The sequence below is a fragment of the Leclercia sp. LSNIH3 genome (assembly GCF_002935105.1).
Taxonomy (GTDB): Bacteria; Pseudomonadota; Gammaproteobacteria; order Enterobacterales; family Enterobacteriaceae; genus Enterobacter; species Enterobacter adecarboxylatus.
This window is the reverse complement of record NZ_CP026387.1, coordinates 451,202-474,466: the sequence shown is the minus strand read 5'-3', so window position 1 is coordinate 474,466 and position 23,265 is coordinate 451,202. Positions and strand designations below refer to the sequence as shown.

Genomic DNA, 23,265 nt, shown 5'->3' with positions numbered 1-23,265 from the left:
GCTCCTCTTATTCTCTTCATTCAGTGTTGTTCCCTCCCGCTTCGCCCGGCAATATTTTGACCCTGATTTACGTGCCTGCTCGTCACCTGCTTTCGTTAGCGAAAGGATTCACTTTACGGCGGTACTCCACGAAACCCCTTGCTCAGGCTCAGAAATGAAAAAAGTACGCTTTGCTCCCCATCCGCTGGCCCTGTCGTTGCTGATGACGATCTCCGGCTCCGCGATGGCGACAGAACCTACCAGCGCGCCCGTAGACGATCAGGATGTGATCACCGTGACGGCGCCCGTGCTCTCTCCGCTTAACGTGGTGACCTCACCGAAAACGCCGCGGCAGCCCGTACCGGCCAGCGATGGCTCCGATTACCTGAAAACCATTCCCGGCTTCAGTCAGATCCGTAACGGCGGCAGCAACGGCGATCCGGTGTTTCGTGGCATGTTCGGCTCGCGTTTGCGCCTGCTGACCAACGACAGCGAGATGCTCGGTGCCTGTCCGTCGCGGATGGATGCGCCAAGCTCGTACATCTCGCCGGAAAGCTACGATCTCCTGACGGTGACCAAAGGGCCGGAAACCGTACTCTGGGGGCCGGGCAACTCTGCCGGGACGGTGCGCTTCGAGCGTGAGCCGCCGCGCTTTGACAGCGCGGGCGTTAAGGGCGATGCCAGCTTCCTTGCTGCCTCAAACGATCGTTTCGATGAGAATGCCGACGTCAGCTTTGGTAACGATCAGAGCTATGTGCGTCTGAATGGGAATAAATCGAAGTCAGGTGATTACAAAGACGGCAACGGCGATCGCGTGGCCTCGAAGTGGGACAAGTGGAACACCGATCTCGCCATCGGCTGGACGCCGGATGCCGACACGCTGCTGGAGCTGTCCGCCGGGCAGGGCAATGGCGACGCCAGCTACGCCGGGCGTGGTATGGACGGCTCCCAGTTCAAGCGGGAAAGTCTGGGCCTGCGCTTTAAGAAAGAGAATATCGGTAAAGTCTTCGACTCGCTGGATGCGAGCATCTACTACAACTACGCCAACCACATCATGGATAACTACTCCATGCGCTCCCCTGGCACCACGGATCCTGACGCCATGAACGGAATGCCGATGGGGTCGATGGACATGTCGATGCCGATGGAGAAACAGGTCGATCGCCGTACCGTCGGCGGCAGGATAATGGGCACCTGGCTGTGGTCAGATTTCCAGCTGCAGAGCGGGGTGGACATGCAAACCAACACCCACCGCAGTAACGACGATGACGAGGACAAAGGCTGGCAGGAAGATGCCCGCTTCCACGATTACGGTACATTTGGCGAGCTGACGTGGAATGCGACCGAGTTAAGCAAAGTGATCGGCGGCGCGCGTCTCGATAAGGTCGAGGTGGATAACTACACCGGCATCGGCAGCGACAGCCGGCAAGATATCCTCCCGGCGGGCTTTTTGCGCGTGGAGCATAATCTGGGCACCATGCCGGGCATGGTCTACGCCGGGCTGGGCTATACCGAACGTTTCCCGGATTACTGGGAACTGTTTTCACCCACCTACGGGCCAGATGGTACGTCGGACGTGTTTGATCATCTGAAACCGGAGAAAACCACCCAGCTCGATATCGGTGCCCAGTACAAAGGCGAGCGCACCACCGGCTGGATCTCGGCCTACGTCGGGCGCATCAACGACTATATCCTGTTTATTTACGACCCGGACGATAGCCACGTCAGCCAGGCCGACAACGTGGATGCCACCATCATGGGCGGCGAGATGGGGGCTACGTATAAGCTTAGCGGCCAGTGGAAAACCGACGCGACCCTTAACTACTCCTGGGGCCAGAACACCGACGATCACCAGCCACTTCCGCAAATGCCGCCGCTGGAAGCGCGTCTTGGCCTGACGTGGGAGAAGGGCGACTGGAGTTCTACCGGGCTGCTGCGTATGGTCAGCCCGCAACATCGGGTGGCGATGAACGAAGGTAACGTGGTCGGGAAAGATTTCGATCAGAGCGCCGGGTTTGCGATCCTCTCTGCCAACGCATCCTGGAAGGTGAATCAGTACCTGAAGTTGAGTAGCGGGGTGGATAACCTGCTGGATAAGGACTACAGCGAACATCTAAACCTGGCGGGGAACAGCAGTTTTGGTTACTCCTCTGATACCCCGGTGAATGAGCCTGGCCGCACCGTCTGGGCGAAAATGAACGTCACCTTCTGAGGCTAACGTAACACCGCCGGTCAGTGACCGGCGGTGGAGTTAACTGTTGCTGGTGGCCGATTGCTTATGGAACAGCTCCCGGAAGACCGGGTAGATGTCGTCCTGATCGCGAATGTGCTGCATCGCGAAGTTATCGAACATCGCTTGCAGATGCTCGTACTCACGCCACAGCGTCTGGTGGGCGCGGCGGGTGATCTCGATATAACTGTAGTAGCGCACCACCGGCAGCAGTTTTTTCGCCAGAATTTCATGGCACAGCGGCGAATCATCTGCCCAGTTGTCACCATCTGATGCCTGGGCTGCATAGATGTTCCACTGCGCCGGGTCGTAACGCTCCTTCACCACCTCATCCATCAGCTTCAGGGCGCTGGACACGATAGTCCCCCCCGTCTCCTGGGAGTAGAAGAACTCATGTTCATCCACCTCTTTCGCCTGGGTGTGGTGGCGAATATAGACCACTTCCACGTTCTTATAGGTTCGGCTCAGGAACAGATAGAGCAGAATATAAAAGCGTTTGGCCATATCCTTGGTGGCCTGATCCATCGAGCCGGAAACGTCCATCAGGCAGAACATCACCGCCTGGCTTGAGGGTTCGGCACGTTTTTCGTAATTCTTGTAACGCAGGTCAAAGGTGTCGATGAAAGGCACGCGCTCAATTTTGGCGCGCAGTTCGGCTATCTCTTTACGCAAACGCTCCTCTTCGAGCAGCTGCGCCGGCTCGCTGTTCTCCACGCTATCCAGATCGGCTTCCAGCTCGCGAAGCTGACGCCGTTTGCCCGCCGTCATGGCGGTACGCCGCGCCAGGGAGTTCTGCAATGAACGCACCACACTGATATTGGCCGGTACGCCGTTGGCGGTATAGCCAGCCCGGTGCGTTTTATATTCATTCAACTGACGGTGCTGATTCTTCTTCAGATTCGGCAGGGCCAAATCTTCAAACAGCAGATCCAGATACTCATCCTTGGAGATCTGAAACACAAATTCGTCCTGACCTTCCCCGTCCGGGCTGGCCTGGCCCTGACCACTGCCGCCGCCGCCACCGCCACCGCCCTGCGGGCGTTCGATACGATCGTTCTGAATGAAATGGTCGTTGCCGGGATGAACGCGATGGCGCAAACCGCCGCGTCCCTGATGAAACATCGGTTCGCTAATGTCGTCCGTTGGAATGGAAACGGACTCCCCACTGTCTACGTCGGTTACCGAACGCTTGTTAATGGCCTCGGAGATCGACTGTTTGATTTGCGCTTTATAACGGCGCAAGAAGCGCTGGCGGTTCACCGTGCTCTTGTTTTTGCCGTTAAGACGCCGGTCAATAAACCAGGTCATATGCCCCCCGTACTGCATTTGCCAACTTTATGCTGCGGCGCAGGGCCGGATGCGCGCTGCTTATCCGGCCTACGGTTCGCATCTTATGTAGGCCCGACAGCAACGCGCCGCCGGGCACCGGGCTATCAGGACGATTTACGCACGCGCAGGTACCACTCGCAGAGCAGGCGAACCTGTTTGCGGGTGTAACCTTTCTCCATCATGCGGTCGACAAAATCGTCGTGCTTTTTCTGCTCGTCAGTTGAGGTTTTGGCATTAAACGAAATGACCGGCAACAGCTCCTCGGTATTGGAGAACATTTTCTTCTCAATCACGGTGCGCAGTTTTTCGTAGCTGGTCCAGTTCGGATTGCGTCCGCTGAAGTTCGCTCTGGCGCGCAGCACGAAGTTGACGATCTCATTTCGGAAGTCTTTCGGATTACTGATCCCGGCAGGCTTCTCGATTTTTTCCAGCTCCGCATTCAGTGACTCACGGTCAAACAGCTGGCCGGTATCCGGGTCACGATACTCCTGATCCTGGATCCAGAAATCGGCATAGGTGACATACCGATCAAAGATGTTCTGCCCGTACTCGGAGTAAGACTCCAGATAGGCGGTCTGGATCTCTTTGCCAATAAACTCGGCGTATTTCGGGATCAGATAGCCTTTGAGGAACTCCAGATAACGTTCAGCCTGCTCCTGCGGGAACTGCTCACGCTCAATCTGCTGTTCCAGAACGTAGAACAGGTGTACCGGGTTAGCCGCCACTTCGGTGTGATCAAAGTTGAACACGCGGGAGAGGATTTTAAACGCAAAGCGCGTGGAAAGACCGTTCATCCCTTCATCAACACCGGCGTAGTCACGATACTCCTGGTAGGATTTCGCTTTCGGGTCGGTATCTTTCAGGCTTTCACCGTCATAGACGCGCATTTTTGAGTAGATGCTGGAGTTTTCTGGCTCTTTCAGGCGCGACAGGATCGAGAAGCGCGACAGCGTTTCCAGGGTTCCCGGGGCGCAAGGGGCATGAACCAGCTCACTGTGGTTCAGCAGTTTCTCGTAAATCTTGATCTCTTCGGAGATCCGCAGGCAATAAGGCACTTTGACGATGTAAACACGGTCAAGGAAGGCCTCGTTGTTCTTGTTGTTACGGAAAGTGACCCACTCCGATTCGTTGGAGTGCGCCAGAATAATACCGTTGAACGGCAGGGCGGAGATCCCCTCCGTACCGTTGTAGTTACCTTCCTGGGTTGCGGTCAGCAGAGGATGCAGCACCTTGATCGGCGCTTTAAACATCTCAACGAACTCCATGATCCCCTGGTTGGCGCGGCACAGCGCACCGGAATAACCGTAAGCATCAGGATCGTTCTGCGCGTGGTTTTCCAGTTTACGAATGTCGACTTTACCGACCAGCGCAGAGATATCCTGGTTGTTCTCATCACCCGGTTCGGTTTTAGCAATCGCAATCTGTTCCAGAATCGACGGCCAGACTTTCACCACGCGGAATTTGGTAATGTCACCGCCAAATTCATGCAGGCGTTTCGCCGCCCACGGCGACATAATCGTGCCGAGATAGCGACGGGGAATGCGGTACTCTTTATCCAGAATTTGCGCATCTTCCTGCGGGTTAAACAGACACAGCGGATGGTCGTTGACCGGGCTGCGTTCGCCGTTGGCGCTGAGCACGTAAATGGGCACGCGCTGCATCAAGGCTTTCAGCCGCTCGGCCAGCGAGGATTTACCACCGCCGACAGGACCCAGCAGATACAGGATCTGTTTCTTCTCTTCCAGACCCTGAGCAGCGTGCTTCAGGTAGGAAACAATCTGCTCGATGGCATCTTCCATGCCGTAAAATTCTTCAAACGCAGGATATCGGGCGACGACCCGATTCGAAAACAGACGGGAAAGCCGTGGCTCCTGGGCAGTATCAACCATATTCGGCTCACCGATAGCCATCAATAGTCGTTCTGCCGCATTGGCATAGGCACTGCGATCTTGCCGACAAATGGTAAGAAACTCCTGCAGTGTGAACTCTTCGTCCTTGGCAGCTTCATAGCGCTGGCGATAGTGATCGAATATATTCATGGCATGCCGTCCTTTCGTTTTTTAGCACAGGAAAAGAGCCGTTCATATGAATAGTAGAGGCTCCCGGAAGCGGGATCCGTTGCACCTCACTGCAAGAGCAGCAACCCGTGTGCCAGGTCGGGCGCTAAAACCGCGGGGTGATTCGGTATTCAGCTTCTTAAAATTAAGCGTAGATGGCATTTGCAAAACTTGCATGCACGCAAAATCTAATTTCAATGACATATCAATAACTCAACCAGAAATTTAGCCAGCGCTTGCAAGACAAACAGACTTCCTTCACTGAACGGTAATCTGGCTGACTGCGTTCCGTCATGTAAGGCACATACCATGACGGGTTAATCAAATTGATTAGTTAACAAAAAATTTTGAGAAATGGGGGGAATGACGGTTACACTTCATTCGCTGATTATTTGACTACAGGAAAGAATGGATTGTGACCAAACTCAAACTTCTGGCACTGGGGATTATCGTTGCCACCTCAGTGAGTACAGCATACGCGGAGAATCAGTGGTCAGTTGGTGCTGGTGTAGGCGTAATCAATAGCCCTTATAAGCAATATGACCGTGATATCTATCCGGTTCCGGTGATTACCTATGAAGGGGATAATTTCTGGTTCCGCGGCCTGGGCGGTGGCTACTATCTGTGGAACGACCAGACCGATAAACTCTCTATCATGGCTTATTACGACCCAACGCACTTCAAGCCAGGCGACAGCGATAGCTACCAGCTTCGTCAGCTCGATAAACGTAAGAGCACCATGATGGCAGGGATTTCCTGGGTCCATAACACCGAATACGGTTTCCTGCGCACCGCCCTGGCAGGCGATACGCTGGATAACAGTAACGGCTATATCTGGGATCTGGCGTGGTTGTACCGTTACACCAACGGCGGGCTGACGCTCACCCCGGGTATCGGTATGGAGTACAGCAGCGAAAACTACAACGACTACTATTACGGCGTGTCCCGTAAGGAAGCAAGACGCAGCGGCCTGAACAGCTATGATGCAGACGATGGCTGGAGCCCGTACCTGGAGCTGACCGCCAGCTATAAGTTTGCCGCTGACTGGAACGTCTATGCCACGGGTCGTTACCACCGTCTTAGCGATGAAGTGAAAGACAGCCCAATGGTCGATAAGTCCTGGACCGGACTAATGTCGATGGGTGTCACCTACAGTTTCTGATTGTGCATTTTTACTGTGCATTTTATGCATCATAACGGAGCGCTTGCGCTCCGTTTGTTTTAGGGTGGTGCAGATAAACAGGAGAGTGTGATGAGCGAAAAAACCGTTACCTTTGGCGACAATATCCTGCTTCCGGCCATTGGCCAGGGCACCTGGTATATGGGCGAGAAGGCGAGTCAGCGCCGCCAGGAAGTGGATGCCCTGCGGGCAGGTATTGAACGTGGACTGACGCTGATTGATACCGCCGAGATGTATGCCGACGGCGGCGCGGAAGAGGTGGTCGGCGAAGCAATCGCTGGTCAGCGCGACAAGGTATTTCTGGTCTCCAAAGTTTACCCGTGGCATGCCGGAGGGCAAAAAGGCATGGCCGCCTGTGAAGCGAGCCTGCGCCGTCTCGGTACCGATCATATTGACCTGTACCTGCTGCACTGGCGCGGAAATTTTTCTCTGACAGAAACCGTCCAACTGATGGAAACGCTGCAACAGCAGGGCAAAATTGGCCGCTGTGGCGTGTCGAACCTCGATTATGCGGATATGCAGGAACTTTGGCAGGTGCCGGGCGGGCAGGCCTGTGCCACCAATCAGGTGCTGTATCATCTGGCCTCGCGCGGTATCGAATATGATCTGCTGCCGTGGTGTCAGCAGCAGTCGATGCCGGTGATGGCCTATTGCCCGTTGGCTCAGGCCGGGCGGCTACGCACCGGGCTGTTCAATCATCCCGTGGTGAATGCGGTGGCAAAAGAGTACAACGCCACGGCGGCCCAGATCCTGCTGGCGTGGGTGATCGGTCACCGCGGGGTGATGGCAATTCCGAAAGCGTCATCAATTCAACATGTGGAAGAAAATGCAGGCGCGCTGGCGATTTCTCTGTCAGCGGAGGCAGTAATGCAGCTGGATGCTGCCTTCCCGGCGCCGAAACAAAAAACGGCGTTAGACGTGGTATAAAGCGAGCGTAATGCCCTCTCTGCATGGAGAGGGCAAGGGCAGGGGATTAACGCTTCACGATGTGAATAGTTTGTCCCAGACGCGAAGGTTTCTCTTCGGTCGCGGTTTGCGGTTCGCTGACACAGGCGGTTTCAACGCAGACGAAGGTTTTATAGCCATCATCCGGGATGTCACCCATGCTTACCGACAGCGCCGGGCCAGGGTTCCAGCCCACCACGTTGCTGTGGTGATGATGGATCACTTCGATAGCGCGGTTCAGCGCTGTATCTTCGATGACGCTGCAGGCTTCCGGGTTCAGATAGACGCGGTCGGTACGATCCGGGAAGGTCTGAGAACCGTCGTTCAGTTTCCCTTCTTTCGCATTATCCACTTTATCGATAAAGGTATCGCCGAGACCATTCACGGTTACGGCAGCGATATCGCCGACGTTGAAATAGGTGTGCAGGGCAGAGGTGGTCTCAAATTCACCGTGCGCTTCCAGTTCGATTTCACAGGTTTTACCCAGCTTGAAGCGGGCGTAAAGGGTGAAGTCGTGCGGCCACAGCTTACGCGTCTCGTCATCGCTTTGCAGTTCAAAGGTCAGCACCACGCCGGACTCATCTTCGTTGTGGGCTTGCAGCGTCCATGGCAGGTTACGGGCAAAACCGTGTGACGGCAGACCCTGTTCCTTAGACGGGCCAAACCACGGCCAGCAGATTGGCACACCGCCACGGATCGCTGCCCCTTTTTTAAAGGAGGTGATGTCGCTCAGCCACAGCGCTTCTGCTTCGCCTTCTGGCTTCCAGGAGAGCAGGTGTGCGCCATGCAGGGCAACAGAAGCCTGCACCTGCGGGTGTTCGATCACAATCACTTCGACATCATCAATCTGACGACGGGAGAGCACAGGGGTAAGTTGTTCGACTACCGGAAGTGCAAAAATTGTTTTAATCATTACGCAATCCTCTGTCTTTAATGCCATAAAAAAAGGCGACCGAGGTCGCCTTTTTGGATCAGAATCTCATCTCACTTATTTGGAGATGTGAGCGATCAGGTCCAGAACTTTGTTAGAGTAACCGGTTTCGTTGTCGTACCAGGAAACCAGTTTCACGAAGTTGTCGTTCAGTGCGATACCTGCTTTAGCATCGAACACGGAAGTGCACACTTCGCCGTTGAAATCGGTAGAAACAACGTCGTCTTCGGTGTAACCCAGAACGCCTTTCATTGCGCCTTCAGAAGCCGCTTTGATTGCTTTCTTGATTTCTTCGTAGCTTGCTGCTTTTTCCAGACGAACGGTCAGGTCAACAACAGATACGTTAGGAGTTGGAACGCGGAACGCCATACCAGTCAGTTTACCGTTCAGCTCTGGCAGTACAACGCCTACAGCTTTAGCAGCACCGGTAGAGGATGGGATGATGTTCTGAGCTGCGCCGCGGCCGCCGCGCCAGTCTTTGTGAGACGGGCCATCAACGGTTTTCTGAGTTGCGGTGGTAGCGTGAACGGTAGTCATCAGGCCTTCAACGATACCGAAGTTGTCGTTGATAACTTTAGCCAGTGGCGCCAGGCAGTTGGTGGTGCAGGATGCGTTGGAAACGATGTCCTGGCCAGCATACTTCTCGAAGTTAGCGCCTTTAACGAACATTGGGGTGTTGTCTTTGGATGGACCAGTCAGAACAACTTTTTTCGCGCCAGCGGTGATGTGCTTACGCGCAGTTTCGTCAGTCAGGAAGATACCGGTTGCTTCAGCAACTACGTCAACACCGATTTCGTTCCACTTCAGGTTAGCTGGATCTTTTTCAGCAGTAACACGGATGGTTTTGCCGTTGACAACCAGGTGGCCGTCTTTCACTTCAACGGTGCCGTTGAAACGACCGTGAGTTGAGTCGTACTTCAGCATGTACGCCATGTATTCAGCGTCTAACAGATCGTTGATACCAACGATTTCGATGTCAGAACGTTCCTGAGCAGCACGGAAAACAATACGGCCGATACGGCCAAAACCGTTGATACCTACTTTGATAGTCATATATTCCACCAGCTATTTGTTAGTGAATAAAAGGTTGCGTGTAAAATTACAAAAACCTTACGCAGCGTCAAGCGGAATCGTGTCAATCATTGCGACAAATCAATCCTTCGCATTACCTTTGCTCGATTGACTCACCTCACATTCCCTCGGAGCTAGCACCCATATGGGGCCTGCGCACGGAATTTTAAAGGGCTGGCCGCATAAAAATGTGGTCTAGATCACATTTGGCCGAGTGCCTTTTGGCAACGAGTAAGTTTAGATCAAAAGTTCATACTTCAGTGTTAATGTTTTGTTAGAATCGAGGGTAAAAGTTGTCTGTTTCAACTGCGAGATGTAAGCCTATGTCGAATCAACAAAACCCCGATGACCTGAAAAAAAACCTTACCGAAATGCAGTTCTACGTAACGCAAAATCACGGTACGGAACCGCCATTTACCGGGCGTCTGCTGCATAATAAACGGGATGGCGTATACCACTGTCTGGTGTGTGACGCTGCGCTGTTTAACTCCCAAAGCAAATACGATTCCGGTTGCGGCTGGCCGAGCTTTTATGAACCGGTCAGCGAGGAGGCGATTCGCTACCTGACCGATAACAGCCACGGCATGCAGCGCATTGAGATCCGCTGTGGAAATTGTGACGCACATCTCGGTCACGTCTTCCCGGACGGTCCTCAGCCGACAGGCGAACGTTTTTGCGTCAACTCTGCCTCTTTAAGCTTCACTGATGACCAGAATGGCGACCAGATGAAAGGTTGAAAAATCGATTCAGCAAATTATTCCTTTGGAGTCGGATTTAACATGAATATTAAAGAGATGATCAAGGGCATGACGCCGGACGTATACCAGCGTCTGGTCACGGCGGTCGAGCTGGGAAAATGGGCTGATGGCGTGGCGCTGACGCCGGAGCAAAAAGAGAACTGTCTGCAACTGGTGATGCTGTGGCAGGCGCGCAACAATACAGACGCGCAACACATGACCATTGATACCCAGGGCCAAATGGTGATGAAGAGTAAGCAGCAGCTTAAAGAAGATTTCGGCATTGCGCCGAAGCCGATCGTCACGCAGAAAGTGCATTAATGCTCTGCCGGATAGCGGTTTTGAGGTAAAAAAAAACGGTAACCCGGGTTACCGTTTTTTTATCTTCGAGCCCTTTCCCTGTGGGAGAGGGTGAGGTATCAGGCCGTAAAAAATCCCAAGGATTATCGGCCGGGTAGCATAGTGCTGCCCGGCCAAACCGGCATCAGGCCTGCGTCTCCTGCCAGTCTGCCAGCGTATACAGCGTGGCGCCTTCCGCCGCCATATCCATAAACGCCTGCGCGCTGTCCTGGCGCTGGATGTTGACCCCGCGACAGCCGTCGGTGATCACGTTCACCCGGTAACCCAGCTGTAGCGCATCCAGCACGGTGAATTTAACGCAGTAGTCGGTTGCCAGGCCCATCACAATCAGTTCCACGATTTCGTGATGGCGCAGCCACTGATCCAGCCCGGTTTTCTGCCGATGACCGTTATCAAAGAAGGCGCTGTAACTGTCGATGTTCGGGTTTTCCCCTTTCTGGAAGACGGCGTCAGTGGCTTTGCTGTTCAGCAGAGGATGCAGCTCTGCGCCCTCCGTGTGCTGCACACAGTGATCGGGCCAGAACGTTTGTGGCAGGCCATCCAGCTCGCCCTGGGTGAAAGGCTCGACCTTGTGCTGGCTGGCAAAGCTGCCGTGATCTGCCGGATGCCAGTCCTGGCTGGCCACCACCGCTTCGCCGCGGGCTTTACACCACTCAATTAAAGCGTTGGCGATATCCACCGTACTGTCGCCTTCAGCCACCGCCAGCGCGCCACCGGCACAAAAATCATTCTGTAAATCGACCAGTAACAAGGCTCGTTGTTTCATGCAGACTCCTTATTCGTCTGGCGTCAGTTCGCCACGCAGGTTTTGCATCATCGCGGTGCGAATCGACTGCACGTCCAGATCCTGACTCAATAAGTAGTGAAGTTTAGTCAGAGTGGCTTCTACCGTCATATCGAATCCGCTGATAATCCCCGCTTGCGCCAGAGCGTTTCCGGTGGCATAGCCGCCCATATTCACTTTGCCCGACATGCACTGGGTCAGGTTAACGACCACGATCCCACGGCTGCTTGCCTCCTGAAGCTCCTTAAGGAACTCGCCGTTTTGCGGGGCGTTGCCCACGCCGTAGGAGCGCAGGATCAGTGCTTTTACCGGCTGGCGGAGGAAGTTACGCACAACATCGGCGGAGATGCCGGGATAAATCGTCACCACGCCAATCGGCTGCGGGGTAATAGGATGAACCACCAGCTCGCCCGTAGTATGAGGGGCGGGGGGCGTACCGAGGCGGCGAATATGAATCCCGGCTTCCAGCAGCGGAGAGAGGTTCGGCGAGGCAAAAGCATCAAAGCCATCCGCATGCGCTTTGGTGGTACGGTTGCCGCGATACAGGCGGTTGTTAAAGAACAGGCTCACTTCATTAATCGGGAAGTTGGCGGCCACGTACAGGGAATTGAGCAGGTTGATCTGCCCGTCGGAACGCAGCTCCGCCAGGGGGATCTGCGAGCCGGTCACGATCACCGGTTTACTGAGGTTTTCCAGCATGAAAGAGAGCGCTGAGGCGGTAAACGCCATGGTGTCGGTGCCATGCAGGATCACGAATCCATCATACTGATCGTAATGCGCCTTGATGTCGTCGGCGATATGTTGCCAGTCTTCCGGGGTCATGTCGGAAGAGTCCATCAGCGGGTCATACTCGTGAATGGTGAAATCCGGCATCTCCGGGCGATGGAACTCAGGCATTAACGCCAGCTGGCGTTGCAGGTGACCCGACACCGGGATATAGCCGTTTTCCGAGCGCTGCATACCGATCGTACCGCCGGTATAGGCCACATAGATTGATTTCTTTTGCATCATGTAATGTTCTTGGGCTTCAAAGAAAAATCCCCTCTTCGCAGAAGAGGGGATGATGATTAACGTACGTTAGCGCAGGTGAGGCAGAACGCGTAGCGATTTTGCGGATCGTTAAAGGCGGCCAGTTTATCGCCCTCCGCTTTGACTGCTTTCGCCGCCGAGGCGACCGGTGCAGGCAGATACGCCTGCAGCGCATCTGGCAGCATGGCTTTAACCGAGCCGGAGAAGCTGTCCATTACCACATCAATGAAGGTCGGCTCATCCTGATAGAAATCGATATGCCACTGCTTCAGCTTCGCCAGCTCGGCGGCTTTGGCGACGGCGTCATCGAAATCACCCAGATTATCCACCAGCCCATTGGTCTTCGCATCCTGGCCGGTCCAGACGTGGCCCTGCGCAATCTGATCAATCTGCGCCGGGGTCTGCTTACGGGAGTCGGCCACCAGGGTGATAAAGCGCTTATAGCCGTTCTCAATGCTGAGTTGCATCATCTCTGACACTTCCGGCGGTAAGGCTTTGGTGATGGCAACATCCGCCAGCGGCGAGGTCGCAACGCCATCGGTATGCACGCCAAGATAGTCGAGGCTGTTTTCCACGGTGTTGATTACGCCGAAGATGCCGATGGAGCCAGTCAGGGTGCTCGGGTTCGCCACGATGTAGTTCGCCGGGGTCGAGATCCAGTAACCACCGGATGCCGCCATCCCGCCCATGGAAACCACCACCGGTTTGCCGGCGGCGCGCGCCGCTGACAGTTCCGCGCGGATCACTTCCGAGGCGCTGACGCTGCCGCCCGGGCTGTTCACCCGCAGGACGATGGCTTTCACTTTCGGATCGAGGCGCGCTTCGCGGATTTGCGCCGCGGTCGTATCGCCGCCAACGTTGCCCGGCGTCTCTTCGCCATCCATGATTGCTCCGTTAGCGAAGACCACGGCAATGCTGTCACCGGTATCGGCCGGTTTTTTCGCCTGATAGTCGTAGAAGCTGACGGCGCTGTAATTCTTCTCCTCTTTACTCCAGCCGAACTGTTTAGTCAGAGATTTTTCAATCTCGGCGCTGGTACCCAGGGCATCCACCAGCTTAGCGTTCAGGGCATACTTCGCGGTATCCCCCTCGACTTTACGCAGTCCGTCCAGAACCCCCTGCGCACCCGGGAAGACCTGCTCCGGGGTGATCTGACGGTTCGCAGCAACGGTGCCCAGGTAGTTTTTCCACAGTTCGCCGATCCAGCGGCTGTCTGCTTCGCGGGCAGCAGGGGACATGTCGTCGCGGATAAACGGCTCAACGGCAGATTTATAGGTGCCGACACGGAACACGTGGGTGGTGACTTTCAGCTTATCGAGCAGCGTTTTGTAATAGAGGCCATTGGTGGCAAAGCCATGCAGATCGACGGTACCCTGCGGCGAGAGCCACACTTTATTGGCGAAGCTTGCCAGATAGTACTGCCCCTGGCTGTAGTTATCGCCCACCGCAATGACCGGTTTGCCGCTGTCACGGAACTCGCGCAGCGCTTTACCGATGTACTGCATGGAAGGCTGATCCGCCCCGGCGAAGTTCTTCAGATCGAGCACGATGCCGGTAATGTTACGGTCATCTTTAGCCTGACGAATGGCATCGACGATATCAAACAGCGAGTTTTCCTGCAGACGGTCGCTGCTGGCGCCAAACAGCTGGCGACCCAGCACGCCAAGACGATTGCTGGTGGAGGGTTTATCCACCACGACCCCAGCGATATCCAGCAGAAGCGCACCGCGGCCGGTGTTCTGCGACTGGCTGGTGGCGCTGAGGTGCATCCAGACGCCCACGCAAACCATCAGAATAAGGATGAAGAAGATGTTCATCACCAGATTGCGGACGAAATTAAGCAGTCGCCACGTCCATTTAAAAAAGCCGGCAAACAGTCGCCAGAGGGTTCGCATGTATTCTCCCTGTCCAGATAATTACCTTCCCGTCGCCATGGACGGTGTTGTCGGGCTATCGTAATGACCCGACCGCCACTTGTCAGCAGGAATCGCCTGCCACGCTGTAACAAAATCTGCCGTCGTGTTAATTTTGAGTAAATTTCAAGACAGGAGTAACCCCATGGATGCACTCGAACTGCTTGTTAACCGTCGTAGCGCGGCGCGCCTGGCGGAGCCAGCCCCGGCAGGCGAACAGCTGGACAACATTCTTCGCGCCGGGATGCGTGCCCCGGATCACGGCACCTTACAACCGTGGCACTTCTTTATCATAGAGGGTGAAGGACGCGATCGCTTTAGCGCCCTGCTGGAGAAAGGGGCCGTGGCCGCAGGTCAGGATGAAAAGGCGATTGAAAAAGCCCGCAACGCGCCATTCCGTGCGCCGATGATTATCGCCGTGGTTGCGAAATGCCAGCCGCAGCACAAGGTGCCGGTCTGGGAGCAGGAGATGTCAGCCGGATGTGCGGTGATGGCCATGCAGCTCGCCGCCGTTGCCCAGGGTTACAACGGTATCTGGCGCAGTGGTGCGTTAACCGACAGCCCGGTGGTACGCGACGGCCTGTCCTGCGGCGCAGACGATAAAATCGTCGGATTCCTCTATCTGGGCACCCCACAGCTCAAAGCCTCGACCACCGTTTCCGTGCCTGATACCGCGCCTTTCGTCACCCATTTCTGATCCCCAACACAAAACTGTCTGGATCCTGAGCAACCGCAGCAGAATTCAGACAGTCATACTTATCACTTAATGGAATGAGCGCTACCATAGTGCAATTGTAATGAAAGGAGATTGTCATGAGCGAGCAAGTTATTCGTTTAACGCAATACAGCCATGGAGCCGGTTGCGGTTGTAAAATTTCCCCTAAAGTGCTGGAAACCATTCTCCATAGCGAGCAGGCGAAGTTTGTCGACCCGAACCTGCTGGTGGGTAACGAGACCCGCGACGATGCGGCAGTCTACGATTTAGGCAACGGCACCAGCATTATCAGCACCACCGATTTCTTTATGCCGATCGTCGATAACCCGTTCGACTTCGGGCGCATTGCCGCCACTAACGCCATCAGCGATATTTTTGCGATGGGCGGCAAGCCGATCATGGCGATTGCGATCCTCGGCTGGCCGATCAACACCCTGGCCCCGGAGATCGCCCGCGAGGTGATTGAGGGCGGTCGCTTTGCCTGCCAGCAGGCAGGGATCGCGCTGGCGGGTGGCCACTCCATTGACGCGCCTGAACCGATTTTCGGCCTGGCAGTGACTGGCGTAGTGCCGACGGAGCGCGTCAAACGCAACAGCACCGCCGAAGCAGGCTGTAAGCTGTTTCTGACCAAACCATTAGGCATTGGTGTCCTGACGACCGCGGAGAAAAAATCCCTGCTGAAGCCAGAACACCAGGGGCTGGCGACGGAAGTGATGTGCCAGATGAACCTCGCCGGTGCTGCCTTCGCCAACATTGACGGCGTGAAGGCGATGACCGACGTGACCGGCTTTGGCCTGCTGGGCCACCTGAGCGAAGTGTGCCAGGGGGCGGGTGTGCAGGCGCAGGTCTGGTATCAGGACGTGCCGAAACTGCCGGGTGTGGAAGCCTATATTGCCCAGGGGGCTGTGCCGGGTGGCACGCAGCGTAACTTCGCCAGCTACGGTCACCTGATGGGCGAGATGCCCGCCGAGTGGCGCGATCTGCTGTGCGACCCGCAGACTTCCGGCGGCCTGCTGCTGGCGGTCACCCCGGAGGCCGAAGCAGAAGTCCAGGCAACCGCCGCTGAGTTCGGTATCACCCTGACCGCCATCGGCGAGCTGGTGACTGCGCGCGGTGGCCGTCCGATGATTGAGATCCGTTAATTCAATGCGGTTATTTATTGCCGAAAAACCCAGCCTCGCCCGGGCGATTGCGGATGTACTACCCAAGCCGCATCGCAAGGGCGATGGTTATATCGAGTGCGGGAACGGGCAGGTGGTCACCTGGTGTATCGGCCACCTGCTGGAGCAGGCCCAGCCGGATGCCTACGACAGCCGCTACGCGCGCTGGAATCTCAACGATCTCCCTATCGTGCCAGAAAAGTGGCAGCTGCAGCCACGCCCGTCGGTGACCAAACAGCTCAACGTCATTAAGCGTCTGCTGAATGACGCAGCAGAAGTGATCCACGCTGGTGACCCGGACAGAGAAGGGCAGCTGCTGGTGGACGAGGTGCTGGATTACTTGAGCCTTGCGCCAGAAAAACGCCACCAGGTAAAACGTTGTCTGATTAACGATCTCAACCCGCAGGCGGTAGAGCGTGCCATTTCGCGTCTGCGATCCAATAGCGAGTTTGTACCGCTGTGCGTGTCGGCGCTGGCCCGTGCCCGTGCCGACTGGCTGTATGGCATCAACATGACCCGCGCCTATACCATTCTCGGGCGTAACGCGGGTTATCAAGGGGTGCTGTCGGTGGGCCGGGTACAGACGCCGGTGCTGGGGCTGGTGGTGCGCCGTGATGAAGAGATTGAGAACTTTGTCGCCAAAGACTTCTTCGAAGTGAAGGCCCATATCGTCACCCCGAAGGACGAACGCTTTACCGCCGTCTGGCAGCCGAGCGAGGCCTGCGAACCTTATCAGGATGAAGAGGGACGTCTGCTGCATCGTCCTCTGGCCGACCATGTGGTGACCCGCATTCAGGGCCAGCCCGCCGTCGTCACCAGCTATAACGATAAACGGGAATCAGAACCCGCGCCGCTGCCGTTTTCCCTTTCCGCTCTGCAGATCGAGGCCGCAAAACGCTACGGCCTGAGCGCGCAAAACGTGCTCGATATCTGCCAGAAGCTGTATGAAACGCATAAGCTGATTACCTACCCGCGTTCTGATAGCCGCTATCTGCCGGAAGAGCATTTTGCCGGACGTCACGCGGTACTGAACGCCATTGCCGCTCATGCTCCTGATTTAATGCCGCAGCCGGTGGTCAACCCGGATACGCGCAACCGCTGCTGGGACGATCAAAAGGTGGATGCTCACCACGCTATCATTCCGACCGCCCGCAGCAGTAAGGTCAGTCTGACCGAGAATGAGTCGAAGGTTTATAACCTTATTGCCCGTCAGTACCTGATGCAGTTCTGCCCGGATGCGCTGTTCCGCAAGTGCGTCATTGAGCTGGAGATCGCCAAAGGCAAATTTATCGCCAAGGCACGCTTCCTCGCCGAAGCGGGCTGGCGCACGCTGCTGGGCAGTAAAGAGCGCGATGAAGAAAACGACGGAACGCCGCTGCCGGTGGTGAAAAAAGACGATGAGCTGCTGTGCGAGAAGGGCGAAGTGGTGGAGCGGCAAACTCAGCCGCCGCGCCACTTCACCGACGCGACTATCCTCTCCGCCATGACCGGGATCGCCCGGTTTGTGCAGGATAAAGATCTGAAGAAGATCCTGCGCGCCACCGACGGGTTGGGAACGGAAGCGACCCGCGCCGGGATCATCGAGCTGCTGTTTAAACGCGGTTTTCTGCACAAGAAAGGGCGTTACATCCACGCGACAGATGCAGGAAAGGCGCTGATACACTCTCTGCCGGAGATGGCCGCAAGACCGGATATGACCGCGCACTGGGAATCAGTGCTGACCCAGATCAGCGAAAAACAGTGTCGATATCAGGATTTTATGCAGCCGCTGGTGGGCACGTTATTCGATCTGATTAACCAGGCGCGGAACACATCCGTCAGGGATTTTCGTGGCATGGTTGCGCCGGGTGGCGACAAGAAGAAAAAGTTTAAGAAGAAGAGTACGGCCTGAAAATTCGCCGGGTGGCGCGACGCTCACCCGGCCTGAGTTTTTCGCCCTCTCCCTTGAGAAGAGGGCGCAGAATCAGATCACACCCTGACCCAACATCGCATCCGCGACCTTCACAAACCCGGCAATGTTCGCCCCGCGAACATAGTTGGTCTGCTTCTCTTCCCCGCCATACTCAACGCAGGCGTGGTGAATATCCAGCATGATGTGATGCAGGCGCGCATCCACTTTCTCTGCTTTCCAGCCCATACGCGCGGCATTCTGCGCCATCTCCAGGCCTGAGGTTGCCACACCGCCAGCGTTAGCTGCTTTACCCGGTGCGAACAACACGCCAGCCTGCAGGAACAGGTCGGTGGCTTCGATAGTGGTTGGCATGTTAGCCCCTTCGGCGACTGCTCTGACACCGTTGGCGATCAGCTGGCGTGCCGCATCCACATCCAGTTCGTTCTGGGTCGCGCATGGCAGGGCGATATCGACCGGTACAGCCCACGGCTGTTTGCCTTCAAGATAGGTCAGACCGAACTCGCGGGCATAATCGGCCACACGACCGTCGCGGCTGGCTTTGATTTCGCACAGGCGCGCCAGTTTTTCAGAGGTGAAGCCCGCTTCGTCAACCACGGTGCCGCTGGAGTCAGAGGCGGTGATCACCCGAGCACCCAGTTCCATTGCTTTCTCGATAGCGTACTGGGCTACGTTGCCGGAACCCGACACCGCCACGCGCATGCCGTCGAAGCTCATTCCGTGACGCTTCAGCATCGCTTCAGTGAAGTAGACCAGACCGTAACCGGTCGCTTCCGGGCGGATCAGGCTGCCGCCGAAGGAGAGGCCTTTCCCGGTGAAGACGCAGGCGCTGTTGTTGGAGAGTTTTTTCATCATCCCGGCCATAAAGCCCACTTCACGCCCGCCCACGCCGATATCCCCGGCCGGTACGTCGGTATCCGCGCCCAGGTGACGATACAGTTCGGTCATCAGCGCCTGGCAGAAGCGCATCACTTCGCCTTCGCTTTTGCCTTTCGGATCAAAATCGCTGCCGCCTTTGCCGCCGCCCATAGGCAGGGTGGTGAGGGCATTTTTAAAGGTTTGTTCAAAGCCGAGGAACTTCAGGATCGACAGATTAACCGATGGGTGGAAACGCATCCCGCCCTTGAATGGACCAATCGCAGAGCTGAACTGGACACGCCAGGCGCGGTTGACCTGCACCTGATTGCGGTCGTCAACCCACACTACGCGGAACTGGATCACGCGCTCGGGTTCAACCAGGCGTTCAAGCAGAGACATCTGACGGTAGCGCGGGTTTTGTTCCAGGAATGGCCAGAGGGTGGTCATCACTTCACGTACGGCCTGAGCAAATTCGCTCTGATGTGGGTCACGCTGTTGAACGCGGTTCAGAAAGGATTCAAGAGAGCACGCCTGGTCCATATCGATAAGTTCCTCTAATATTTTGGGATTATTTTATTTGTAACAAAAAGATGCATGTTGTTGTGTTTTTCGACTATACCACCCGATGCGCTTTGTGACGCAAGCTAAATTTTGTCCTCAAGTTAAATTCATTACACGTGCCGGGTCATAACAAAAAACGATGATCGGCGGGATTAAAGCTTCCCGGGTTTTTTACCGTTATAGTGAATATCAGGACACAACAGGAAGAAGCGTCGATGAAGCGTATTGTGATGGCTGTTTTGCTTGGGGTTTTCGCGGCCGGCAGTCAGGCCGACCAGCGGTTTGGTACCGGGGTGGATGTGAATATCCCGCCGGAGATCTTCAGCTCCAGCGGTCAGCGCCCGCCGCCATGCAACCAGTGCTGTATCTATCAGGATCAGAACTATTCCGAAGGGGCGGTGGTGAAAGCTGACGGGGTGTTATTGCAGTGCCAGCGCGATCAGAATGCCATCAGCACTAATCCGCTGGTCTGGCGTCGCGTAAGAGAATAAACGCCTCCAGCAGGGGGATATCCGCCGGGGCAAGATCGTAGCTCAGCGCCTCGCGCGGAGAGCACCACGCCAGTTGGCTGTGATAATGCGTTTCGGGCGTGCCGGTAAACGCCGGCACGTGCCAGGCGTGCAGAGTGATAAGCCGCTGCGACACTTCACGCTGGTGGCTGGCGATATAGCGCGCGGGCCGGGCCTCGATGCCCAGCTCTTCGCGCAGCTCACGTACCAGGGCGTCGGGCTGCGTCTCTCCCGCCTCCACTTTGCCCCCGGCAAACTCCCATAAACCGGGTTGATCCGCATGCAGCGGGCGCTGCGCCAGTAAAATTTTGCCATCCTGTTCGAGAATAGCGCAAACAACATCGAGTGTTTTTAGCATGGTCGTCAATAATGAGTGAGAGAGAAAGCGTTAGGATCTGCGTACTTATTAGCGACCAGGGAGCATCCTGTGAAAGAGTCACCGCCAGTCTGGGTTAAACCCATCGAATCCATCCCCGCCAGTTTAACGCCAATCGCCAGGATGCAGAAAAAACATTATGGCGCGGTGCTTAACCCGCTGCGCTGGTGGGGGAGAATGCCCCGGCTATTCTGGCTGGTGGCGCTGTTTGTCGGGTATATCGAGCGTAAAAAATCGCCTCTCGATCCGGTGCTGCGTTCGCTGCTGATGACCCGCGTCTCTCAGGTGTGCCATTGCGCGTTCTGCATCGATGCCAATGCGTTACGTCTGGCGCAACGCAGCGGCGGGATGGCAAAGGTAGAGGCCGTTGCAACATGGCGCGACAGCACGCTCTTCAGCGACAAGGAGCGTGCCGCACTGGCCTATGCCGAGGCGGTTTCCGCTACCCCGCCGTTGGTTGACGATGCACTGAAAGCCGCATTGCGCCGCCACTTCAGCGAGCAGGCGATTACGGAGATGACCTCGTTACTCGCTTTTCAGAATCTGTCTGCGCGTTTCAATGCCGCGCTGGATATCCCCTCGCAAGGGTTATGCGTCATGCCTGGAGAAAAACACGATGCTTGACCGTCACCTCCACCCGCGCCTGAAACCGCTGCTCAATCGGCTGGTGATGAGACTGGATAGACCGGGGATCAGCCCGGACGGCATAACGTTGATCGGCTTTGCCATCGGCGTGCTGGCCTTGCCGTTTCTGGCGCTGGGCTGGTATCTGGCGGCGCTGGTGGCCATTGTACTGAACCGCCTGCTGGACGGACTGGATGGCGCACTGGCGCGACGCAGAGGATTAACCGATGCCGGTGGCTTTCTTGATATCGCCCTCGATTTTCTGTTTTATGCCCTCGTGCCCTTTGGCTTTGCCCTCGCGGATCCCGCGCTTAATGCGTTGCCAGCCGCCTGGCTACTGTTTGCCTTTATTGGCACCGGCAGCAGCTTTCTGGCGTTTGCCACGCTGGCCGCGAAGCATGACATCGACAATCCGGGCTATGCCCACAAGTCGTTTTACTATGTGGGTGGGCTAACAGAAGGAACCGAAACCATCCTGCTGTTTGTGCTTTTCTGCCTGTTCCCGGCGCACTTTGCATGGCTGGCGTGGGTTTTCGGCGCGTTGTGCTGGCTCACCACCGCAACGCGCATCTGGAGTGGTTATCTGACGCTGAAAGAGGCTCAGCGTCAGGCAGGATCAGAGTGACGCGTCTGGCCCGCGTTCACCGGTAGCAACCGGATTCTGCGGGTTGCTGCTCCATTCGTACCAGCCGCCGTCATAGACGCCGACATTTTTCCAGCCCATCGCCCGGGCATACATAAAGGTTTCCGATGCCCGCCAGCCGGTGCCGCAGTAAAACGCCACCTGCTGATCAGGCAGAATATGCCACTGCTTCCACATCGCGGCGATATCCTCTGCGCTACGCATGGTTCCATCCGGGTTATGGAAATCTTCCATATGGGTAGAGTCACTTCCGGCATGACCCCAGCGTGCGCCTGCGATCTCGCCTTTTGGCTTAATGTAGCTGTAGCCGCTGGTCACGCCGGTAAATTCCGGCCAGGAGCGGATGCTCACTAGAGAAGCATCCTTGCGGTGCAGCAGGCCACGCGCCTGTTCGGTATTCAGCATCAGCTGTGGCTGACCCGGGATCGGCGCGCCAAAATCGGCCGCTGGCGTCACGTTATTCGGTGTGCCGCGTTCAACCGGCAGTTTTGCACTGTCCCAGGCTTTCCAGCCGCCATCCAGCAGGCGAACATCTTTCACCCCGGCATAGAGCATGATCTGCGCCACGCGCGCGGCGGCATATACATCGCGGCCATAGAGGATCACCGTGGTGTCATGGCGAATGCCATGTTTTGCCAGCATCGCTTTGAGATCCGCATCAGAAACTTTGTTCCACAGCGGCTCGCTTTCCACTTCATTGGTGTCGATATAGTCTGCGCCGGGGATGTGGCTTAGCAGATAAAATTTCGGTGCGCCCCAGGCCGCTTCAATCACTTTCCACTCGCCGGCAGGCGCAGCCGTGACCTGCTTACCCTGCTGGAGCTGGTGCAGCCACTGCGGGTAGACCAGTTGTTCGAAGTGGGCGAGACGCTGGAGACGCGCCGGGGTTTGCAGGGCATCACTCAACAACGTGACCTGGCTGAAACCCGCCTGATTCAGCCGCGCCTTAACGGCCTGGTTATCGCTGTCGCTACCGTACAGGGCAACCGGCGTGGTCGGCGTGAGCTGATGCTGCGAAGCCCAGGCTTTCAGCTGGGTCTCGTTCATCGCCCCAAGCCAGCTGGCGGAAAGGTTCAGCGCGGCAGGCTCGTGGCCGGACGGGCCGTTCAGGGTCTGCGGCCAGCCGTTGTAGAAGGCGCTGGCGCGGGTGTCAATCAGGGCGCCTTGTTGTTGCTGAAGCGCTGTCAGCGTGAGGGAAGGTGCCATTTCAGCGGCAAAAGAAGAGAAAGCGGCGAGACCTAAAGCGGCGGTCAGCGCGGTCAGTTGAGAAACACGTTTCATCGAAAAGCCCGATCGTAAAGAAATGAGCCGTGATTGTGGCAACCTGCCAGCCAAAAAACGTTGCGTTTGCGCAGGATGTCATGG

General features: G+C 56.2%; 21 protein-coding genes. 11 read left to right on the top strand and 10 right to left on the bottom strand.

Translation table 11 applies throughout. The features are described 5' to 3' along the window. Positions 1 to 154 precede the first annotated feature (154 nt). Positions 155 to 2,191 carry a TonB-dependent copper receptor gene (locus C3F35_RS02345; RefSeq protein WP_103792886.1) on the top strand — a complete coding sequence of 679 codons (2,037 nt, stop codon included), beginning with the start codon at positions 155 to 157 and terminating at the stop codon, positions 2,189 to 2,191. Positions 2,192 to 2,230: 39 nt separating this feature from the next. Here C3F35_RS02345 and C3F35_RS02340 read toward each other — a convergent pair whose 3' ends face one another. Both C3F35_RS02340 and yeaG read right to left on the bottom strand, forming a co-directional pair. Then, positions 2,231 to 3,517, bottom strand: a complete 1,287-nt coding sequence (locus C3F35_RS02340; protein ID WP_032617680.1) for a YeaH/YhbH family protein — start codon at positions 3,515 to 3,517, stop codon at positions 2,231 to 2,233. A 125-nt stretch (positions 3,518 to 3,642) separates the two neighbouring features. Next, the gene (yeaG, locus tag C3F35_RS02335; RefSeq protein ID WP_103792885.1) at positions 3,643 to 5,577 is read right to left on the bottom strand and encodes a protein kinase YeaG; all 1,935 of its coding nucleotides are present in this window, start codon (positions 5,575 to 5,577) and stop codon (positions 3,643 to 3,645) included. A gap of 433 nt (positions 5,578 to 6,010) precedes the next feature. Between yeaG and C3F35_RS02330 the strand changes: the two genes are divergently transcribed. After that, positions 6,011 to 6,757 (top strand): MipA/OmpV family protein, encoded by a 747-nt coding sequence (locus C3F35_RS02330; protein ID WP_032617683.1) that lies wholly within the window; start codon positions 6,011 to 6,013, stop codon positions 6,755 to 6,757. Positions 6,758 to 6,847: 90 nt separating this feature from the next. Then, positions 6,848 to 7,702 carry an aldo/keto reductase gene (locus C3F35_RS02325; protein ID WP_103792884.1) on the top strand — a complete coding sequence of 285 codons (855 nt, stop codon included), beginning with the start codon at positions 6,848 to 6,850 and terminating at the stop codon, positions 7,700 to 7,702. A 46-nt stretch (positions 7,703 to 7,748) separates the two neighbouring features. On the opposite strand, the gene C3F35_RS02320 is transcribed toward C3F35_RS02325, so the two are convergent. Together C3F35_RS02320 and gapA are read right to left on the bottom strand one after the other, a co-directional pair. Further along, positions 7,749 to 8,633 (bottom strand): D-hexose-6-phosphate mutarotase, encoded by an 885-nt coding sequence (locus C3F35_RS02320; RefSeq protein WP_059308179.1) that lies wholly within the window; start codon positions 8,631 to 8,633, stop codon positions 7,749 to 7,751. A gap of 75 nt (positions 8,634 to 8,708) precedes the next feature. Next, positions 8,709 to 9,704 carry a glyceraldehyde-3-phosphate dehydrogenase gene (gapA, locus tag C3F35_RS02315; protein WP_032617687.1) on the bottom strand — a complete coding sequence of 332 codons (996 nt, stop codon included), beginning with the start codon at positions 9,702 to 9,704 and terminating at the stop codon, positions 8,709 to 8,711. A gap of 341 nt (positions 9,705 to 10,045) precedes the next feature. On the opposite strand from gapA, the gene msrB reads away from it, so the two are divergent. Then, on the top strand, positions 10,046 to 10,459 hold the full coding sequence (gene msrB / locus C3F35_RS02310) for a peptide-methionine (R)-S-oxide reductase MsrB (protein WP_077226407.1): 414 nt from the start codon (positions 10,046 to 10,048) through the stop codon (positions 10,457 to 10,459). 42 nt (positions 10,460 to 10,501) lie between these two features. Beyond that, positions 10,502 to 10,780, top strand: a complete 279-nt coding sequence (locus C3F35_RS02305) for a YeaC family protein (RefSeq protein ID WP_103792883.1) — start codon at positions 10,502 to 10,504, stop codon at positions 10,778 to 10,780. A gap of 163 nt (positions 10,781 to 10,943) precedes the next feature. Here the strand turns inward: C3F35_RS02305 and pncA are convergent, their stop codons facing one another. Genes pncA through sppA form a run of 3 tightly spaced genes read right to left on the bottom strand, consistent with a single transcriptional unit; the run spans position 10,944 to position 14,527 of the window. Next, positions 10,944 to 11,585, bottom strand: coding sequence for a bifunctional nicotinamidase/pyrazinamidase (gene pncA, locus C3F35_RS02300; RefSeq protein WP_103792882.1), 642 nt, complete (start codon positions 11,583 to 11,585; stop codon positions 10,944 to 10,946). 9 nt (positions 11,586 to 11,594) lie between these two features. Further along, positions 11,595 to 12,611, bottom strand: coding sequence for an asparaginase (gene ansA / locus C3F35_RS02295; RefSeq protein ID WP_032617821.1), 1,017 nt, complete (start codon positions 12,609 to 12,611; stop codon positions 11,595 to 11,597). 59 nt (positions 12,612 to 12,670) lie between these two features. Continuing rightward, entirely contained in the window at positions 12,671 to 14,527 is a 1,857-nt protein-coding gene (gene sppA, locus C3F35_RS02290) for a signal peptide peptidase SppA (protein ID WP_032617692.1), read from the bottom strand. 163 nt (positions 14,528 to 14,690) lie between these two features. On the opposite strand from sppA, the gene C3F35_RS02280 reads away from it, so the two are divergent. The 3 genes from C3F35_RS02280 to C3F35_RS02270 all read left to right on the top strand — a co-directional run bounded on the left by C3F35_RS02280 (position 14,691) and on the right by C3F35_RS02270 (position 18,311). After that, on the top strand, positions 14,691 to 15,242 hold the full coding sequence (locus tag C3F35_RS02280; RefSeq protein WP_032617693.1) for an NAD(P)H nitroreductase: 552 nt from the start codon (positions 14,691 to 14,693) through the stop codon (positions 15,240 to 15,242). Between the two features lie 116 nt (positions 15,243 to 15,358). After that, positions 15,359 to 16,402, top strand: a complete 1,044-nt coding sequence (gene selD / locus C3F35_RS02275; protein WP_103792881.1) for a selenide, water dikinase SelD — start codon at positions 15,359 to 15,361, stop codon at positions 16,400 to 16,402. Between the two features lie 4 nt (positions 16,403 to 16,406). Beyond that, positions 16,407 to 18,311 carry a DNA topoisomerase III gene (locus tag C3F35_RS02270; RefSeq protein ID WP_103792880.1) on the top strand — a complete coding sequence of 635 codons (1,905 nt, stop codon included), beginning with the start codon at positions 16,407 to 16,409 and terminating at the stop codon, positions 18,309 to 18,311. 72 nt (positions 18,312 to 18,383) lie between these two features. On the opposite strand, the gene gdhA is transcribed toward C3F35_RS02270, so the two are convergent. Then, complete coding sequence (gene gdhA, locus C3F35_RS02265) at positions 18,384 to 19,727, bottom strand: NADP-specific glutamate dehydrogenase (RefSeq protein WP_103792879.1); 1,344 nt, start codon at positions 19,725 to 19,727, stop codon at positions 18,384 to 18,386. 236 nt (positions 19,728 to 19,963) lie between these two features. Here gdhA and C3F35_RS02260 point away from each other — a divergent pair, with 236 nt between their 5' ends. Next, positions 19,964 to 20,239, top strand: a complete 276-nt coding sequence (locus C3F35_RS02260) for a YnjH family protein (protein ID WP_032617697.1) — start codon at positions 19,964 to 19,966, stop codon at positions 20,237 to 20,239. Here C3F35_RS02260 and C3F35_RS02255 read toward each other — a convergent pair. Next, positions 20,205 to 20,615, bottom strand: a complete 411-nt coding sequence (locus C3F35_RS02255) for a pyrimidine (deoxy)nucleoside triphosphate diphosphatase (protein WP_059308172.1) — start codon at positions 20,613 to 20,615, stop codon at positions 20,205 to 20,207. The genes C3F35_RS02260 and C3F35_RS02255 overlap by 35 nt on opposite strands. Positions 20,616 to 20,756: 141 nt before the next feature. On the opposite strand from C3F35_RS02255, the gene C3F35_RS02250 reads away from it, so the two are divergent. Together C3F35_RS02250 and C3F35_RS02245 are read left to right on the top strand one after the other, a co-directional pair. Next, entirely contained in the window at positions 20,757 to 21,257 is a 501-nt protein-coding gene (locus tag C3F35_RS02250) for a carboxymuconolactone decarboxylase family protein (RefSeq protein WP_144883238.1), read from the top strand. After that, positions 21,250 to 21,882: a CDP-alcohol phosphatidyltransferase family protein gene (locus C3F35_RS02245; protein WP_103792878.1), complete on the top strand. Its 633-nt coding sequence runs from the start codon at positions 21,250 to 21,252 to the stop codon at positions 21,880 to 21,882. The genes C3F35_RS02250 and C3F35_RS02245 overlap by 8 nt, the downstream gene beginning before the upstream one ends. Here C3F35_RS02245 and C3F35_RS02240 read toward each other — a convergent pair. Further along, complete coding sequence (locus tag C3F35_RS02240; RefSeq protein WP_103792877.1) at positions 21,874 to 23,181, bottom strand: rhodanese-like domain-containing protein; 1,308 nt, start codon at positions 23,179 to 23,181, stop codon at positions 21,874 to 21,876. The genes C3F35_RS02245 and C3F35_RS02240 overlap by 9 nt on opposite strands. Between the last annotated feature and the right edge of the window lie 84 nt (positions 23,182 to 23,265).

Bases quoted from the DNA above. Each gene is read 5' to 3' on its own strand.
- msrB (WP_077226407.1), top strand. From the start codon at position 10,046: ATGTCGAATCAACAAAACCCCGATGACCTGAAAAAAAACCTTACCGAA.
- C3F35_RS02320 (WP_059308179.1), bottom strand. From the start codon at position 8,633: ATGATTAAAACAATTTTTGCACTTCCGGTAGTCGAACAACTTACCCCT.
- C3F35_RS02255 (WP_059308172.1), bottom strand. From the start codon at position 20,615: ATGCTAAAAACACTCGATGTTGTTTGCGCTATTCTCGAACAGGATGGC.
- C3F35_RS02240 (WP_103792877.1), bottom strand. From the start codon at position 23,181: ATGAAACGTGTTTCTCAACTGACCGCGCTGACCGCCGCTTTAGGTCTC.
- pncA (WP_103792882.1), bottom strand. From the start codon at position 11,585: ATGAAACAACGAGCCTTGTTACTGGTCGATTTACAGAATGATTTTTGT.
- C3F35_RS02340 (WP_032617680.1), bottom strand. From the start codon at position 3,517: ATGACCTGGTTTATTGACCGGCGTCTTAACGGCAAAAACAAGAGCACG.
- C3F35_RS02250 (WP_144883238.1), top strand. From the start codon at position 20,757: ATGCAGAAAAAACATTATGGCGCGGTGCTTAACCCGCTGCGCTGGTGG.
- C3F35_RS02280 (WP_032617693.1), top strand. From the start codon at position 14,691: ATGGATGCACTCGAACTGCTTGTTAACCGTCGTAGCGCGGCGCGCCTG.
- C3F35_RS02260 (WP_032617697.1), top strand. From the start codon at position 19,964: ATGAAGCGTATTGTGATGGCTGTTTTGCTTGGGGTTTTCGCGGCCGGC.
- C3F35_RS02270 (WP_103792880.1), top strand. From the start codon at position 16,407: ATGCGGTTATTTATTGCCGAAAAACCCAGCCTCGCCCGGGCGATTGCG.
- gapA (WP_032617687.1), bottom strand. From the start codon at position 9,704: ATGACTATCAAAGTAGGTATCAACGGTTTTGGCCGTATCGGCCGTATT.
- sppA (WP_032617692.1), bottom strand. From the start codon at position 14,527: ATGCGAACCCTCTGGCGACTGTTTGCCGGCTTTTTTAAATGGACGTGG.
- selD (WP_103792881.1), top strand. From the start codon at position 15,359: ATGAGCGAGCAAGTTATTCGTTTAACGCAATACAGCCATGGAGCCGGT.
- C3F35_RS02245 (WP_103792878.1), top strand. From the start codon at position 21,250: ATGCTTGACCGTCACCTCCACCCGCGCCTGAAACCGCTGCTCAATCGG.
- gdhA (WP_103792879.1), bottom strand. From the start codon at position 19,727: ATGGACCAGGCGTGCTCTCTTGAATCCTTTCTGAACCGCGTTCAACAG.
- C3F35_RS02345 (WP_103792886.1), top strand. From the start codon at position 155: ATGAAAAAAGTACGCTTTGCTCCCCATCCGCTGGCCCTGTCGTTGCTG.
- C3F35_RS02305 (WP_103792883.1), top strand. From the start codon at position 10,502: ATGAATATTAAAGAGATGATCAAGGGCATGACGCCGGACGTATACCAG.
- ansA (WP_032617821.1), bottom strand. From the start codon at position 12,611: ATGCAAAAGAAATCAATCTATGTGGCCTATACCGGCGGTACGATCGGT.
- C3F35_RS02325 (WP_103792884.1), top strand. From the start codon at position 6,848: ATGAGCGAAAAAACCGTTACCTTTGGCGACAATATCCTGCTTCCGGCC.
- yeaG (WP_103792885.1), bottom strand. From the start codon at position 5,577: ATGAATATATTCGATCACTATCGCCAGCGCTATGAAGCTGCCAAGGAC.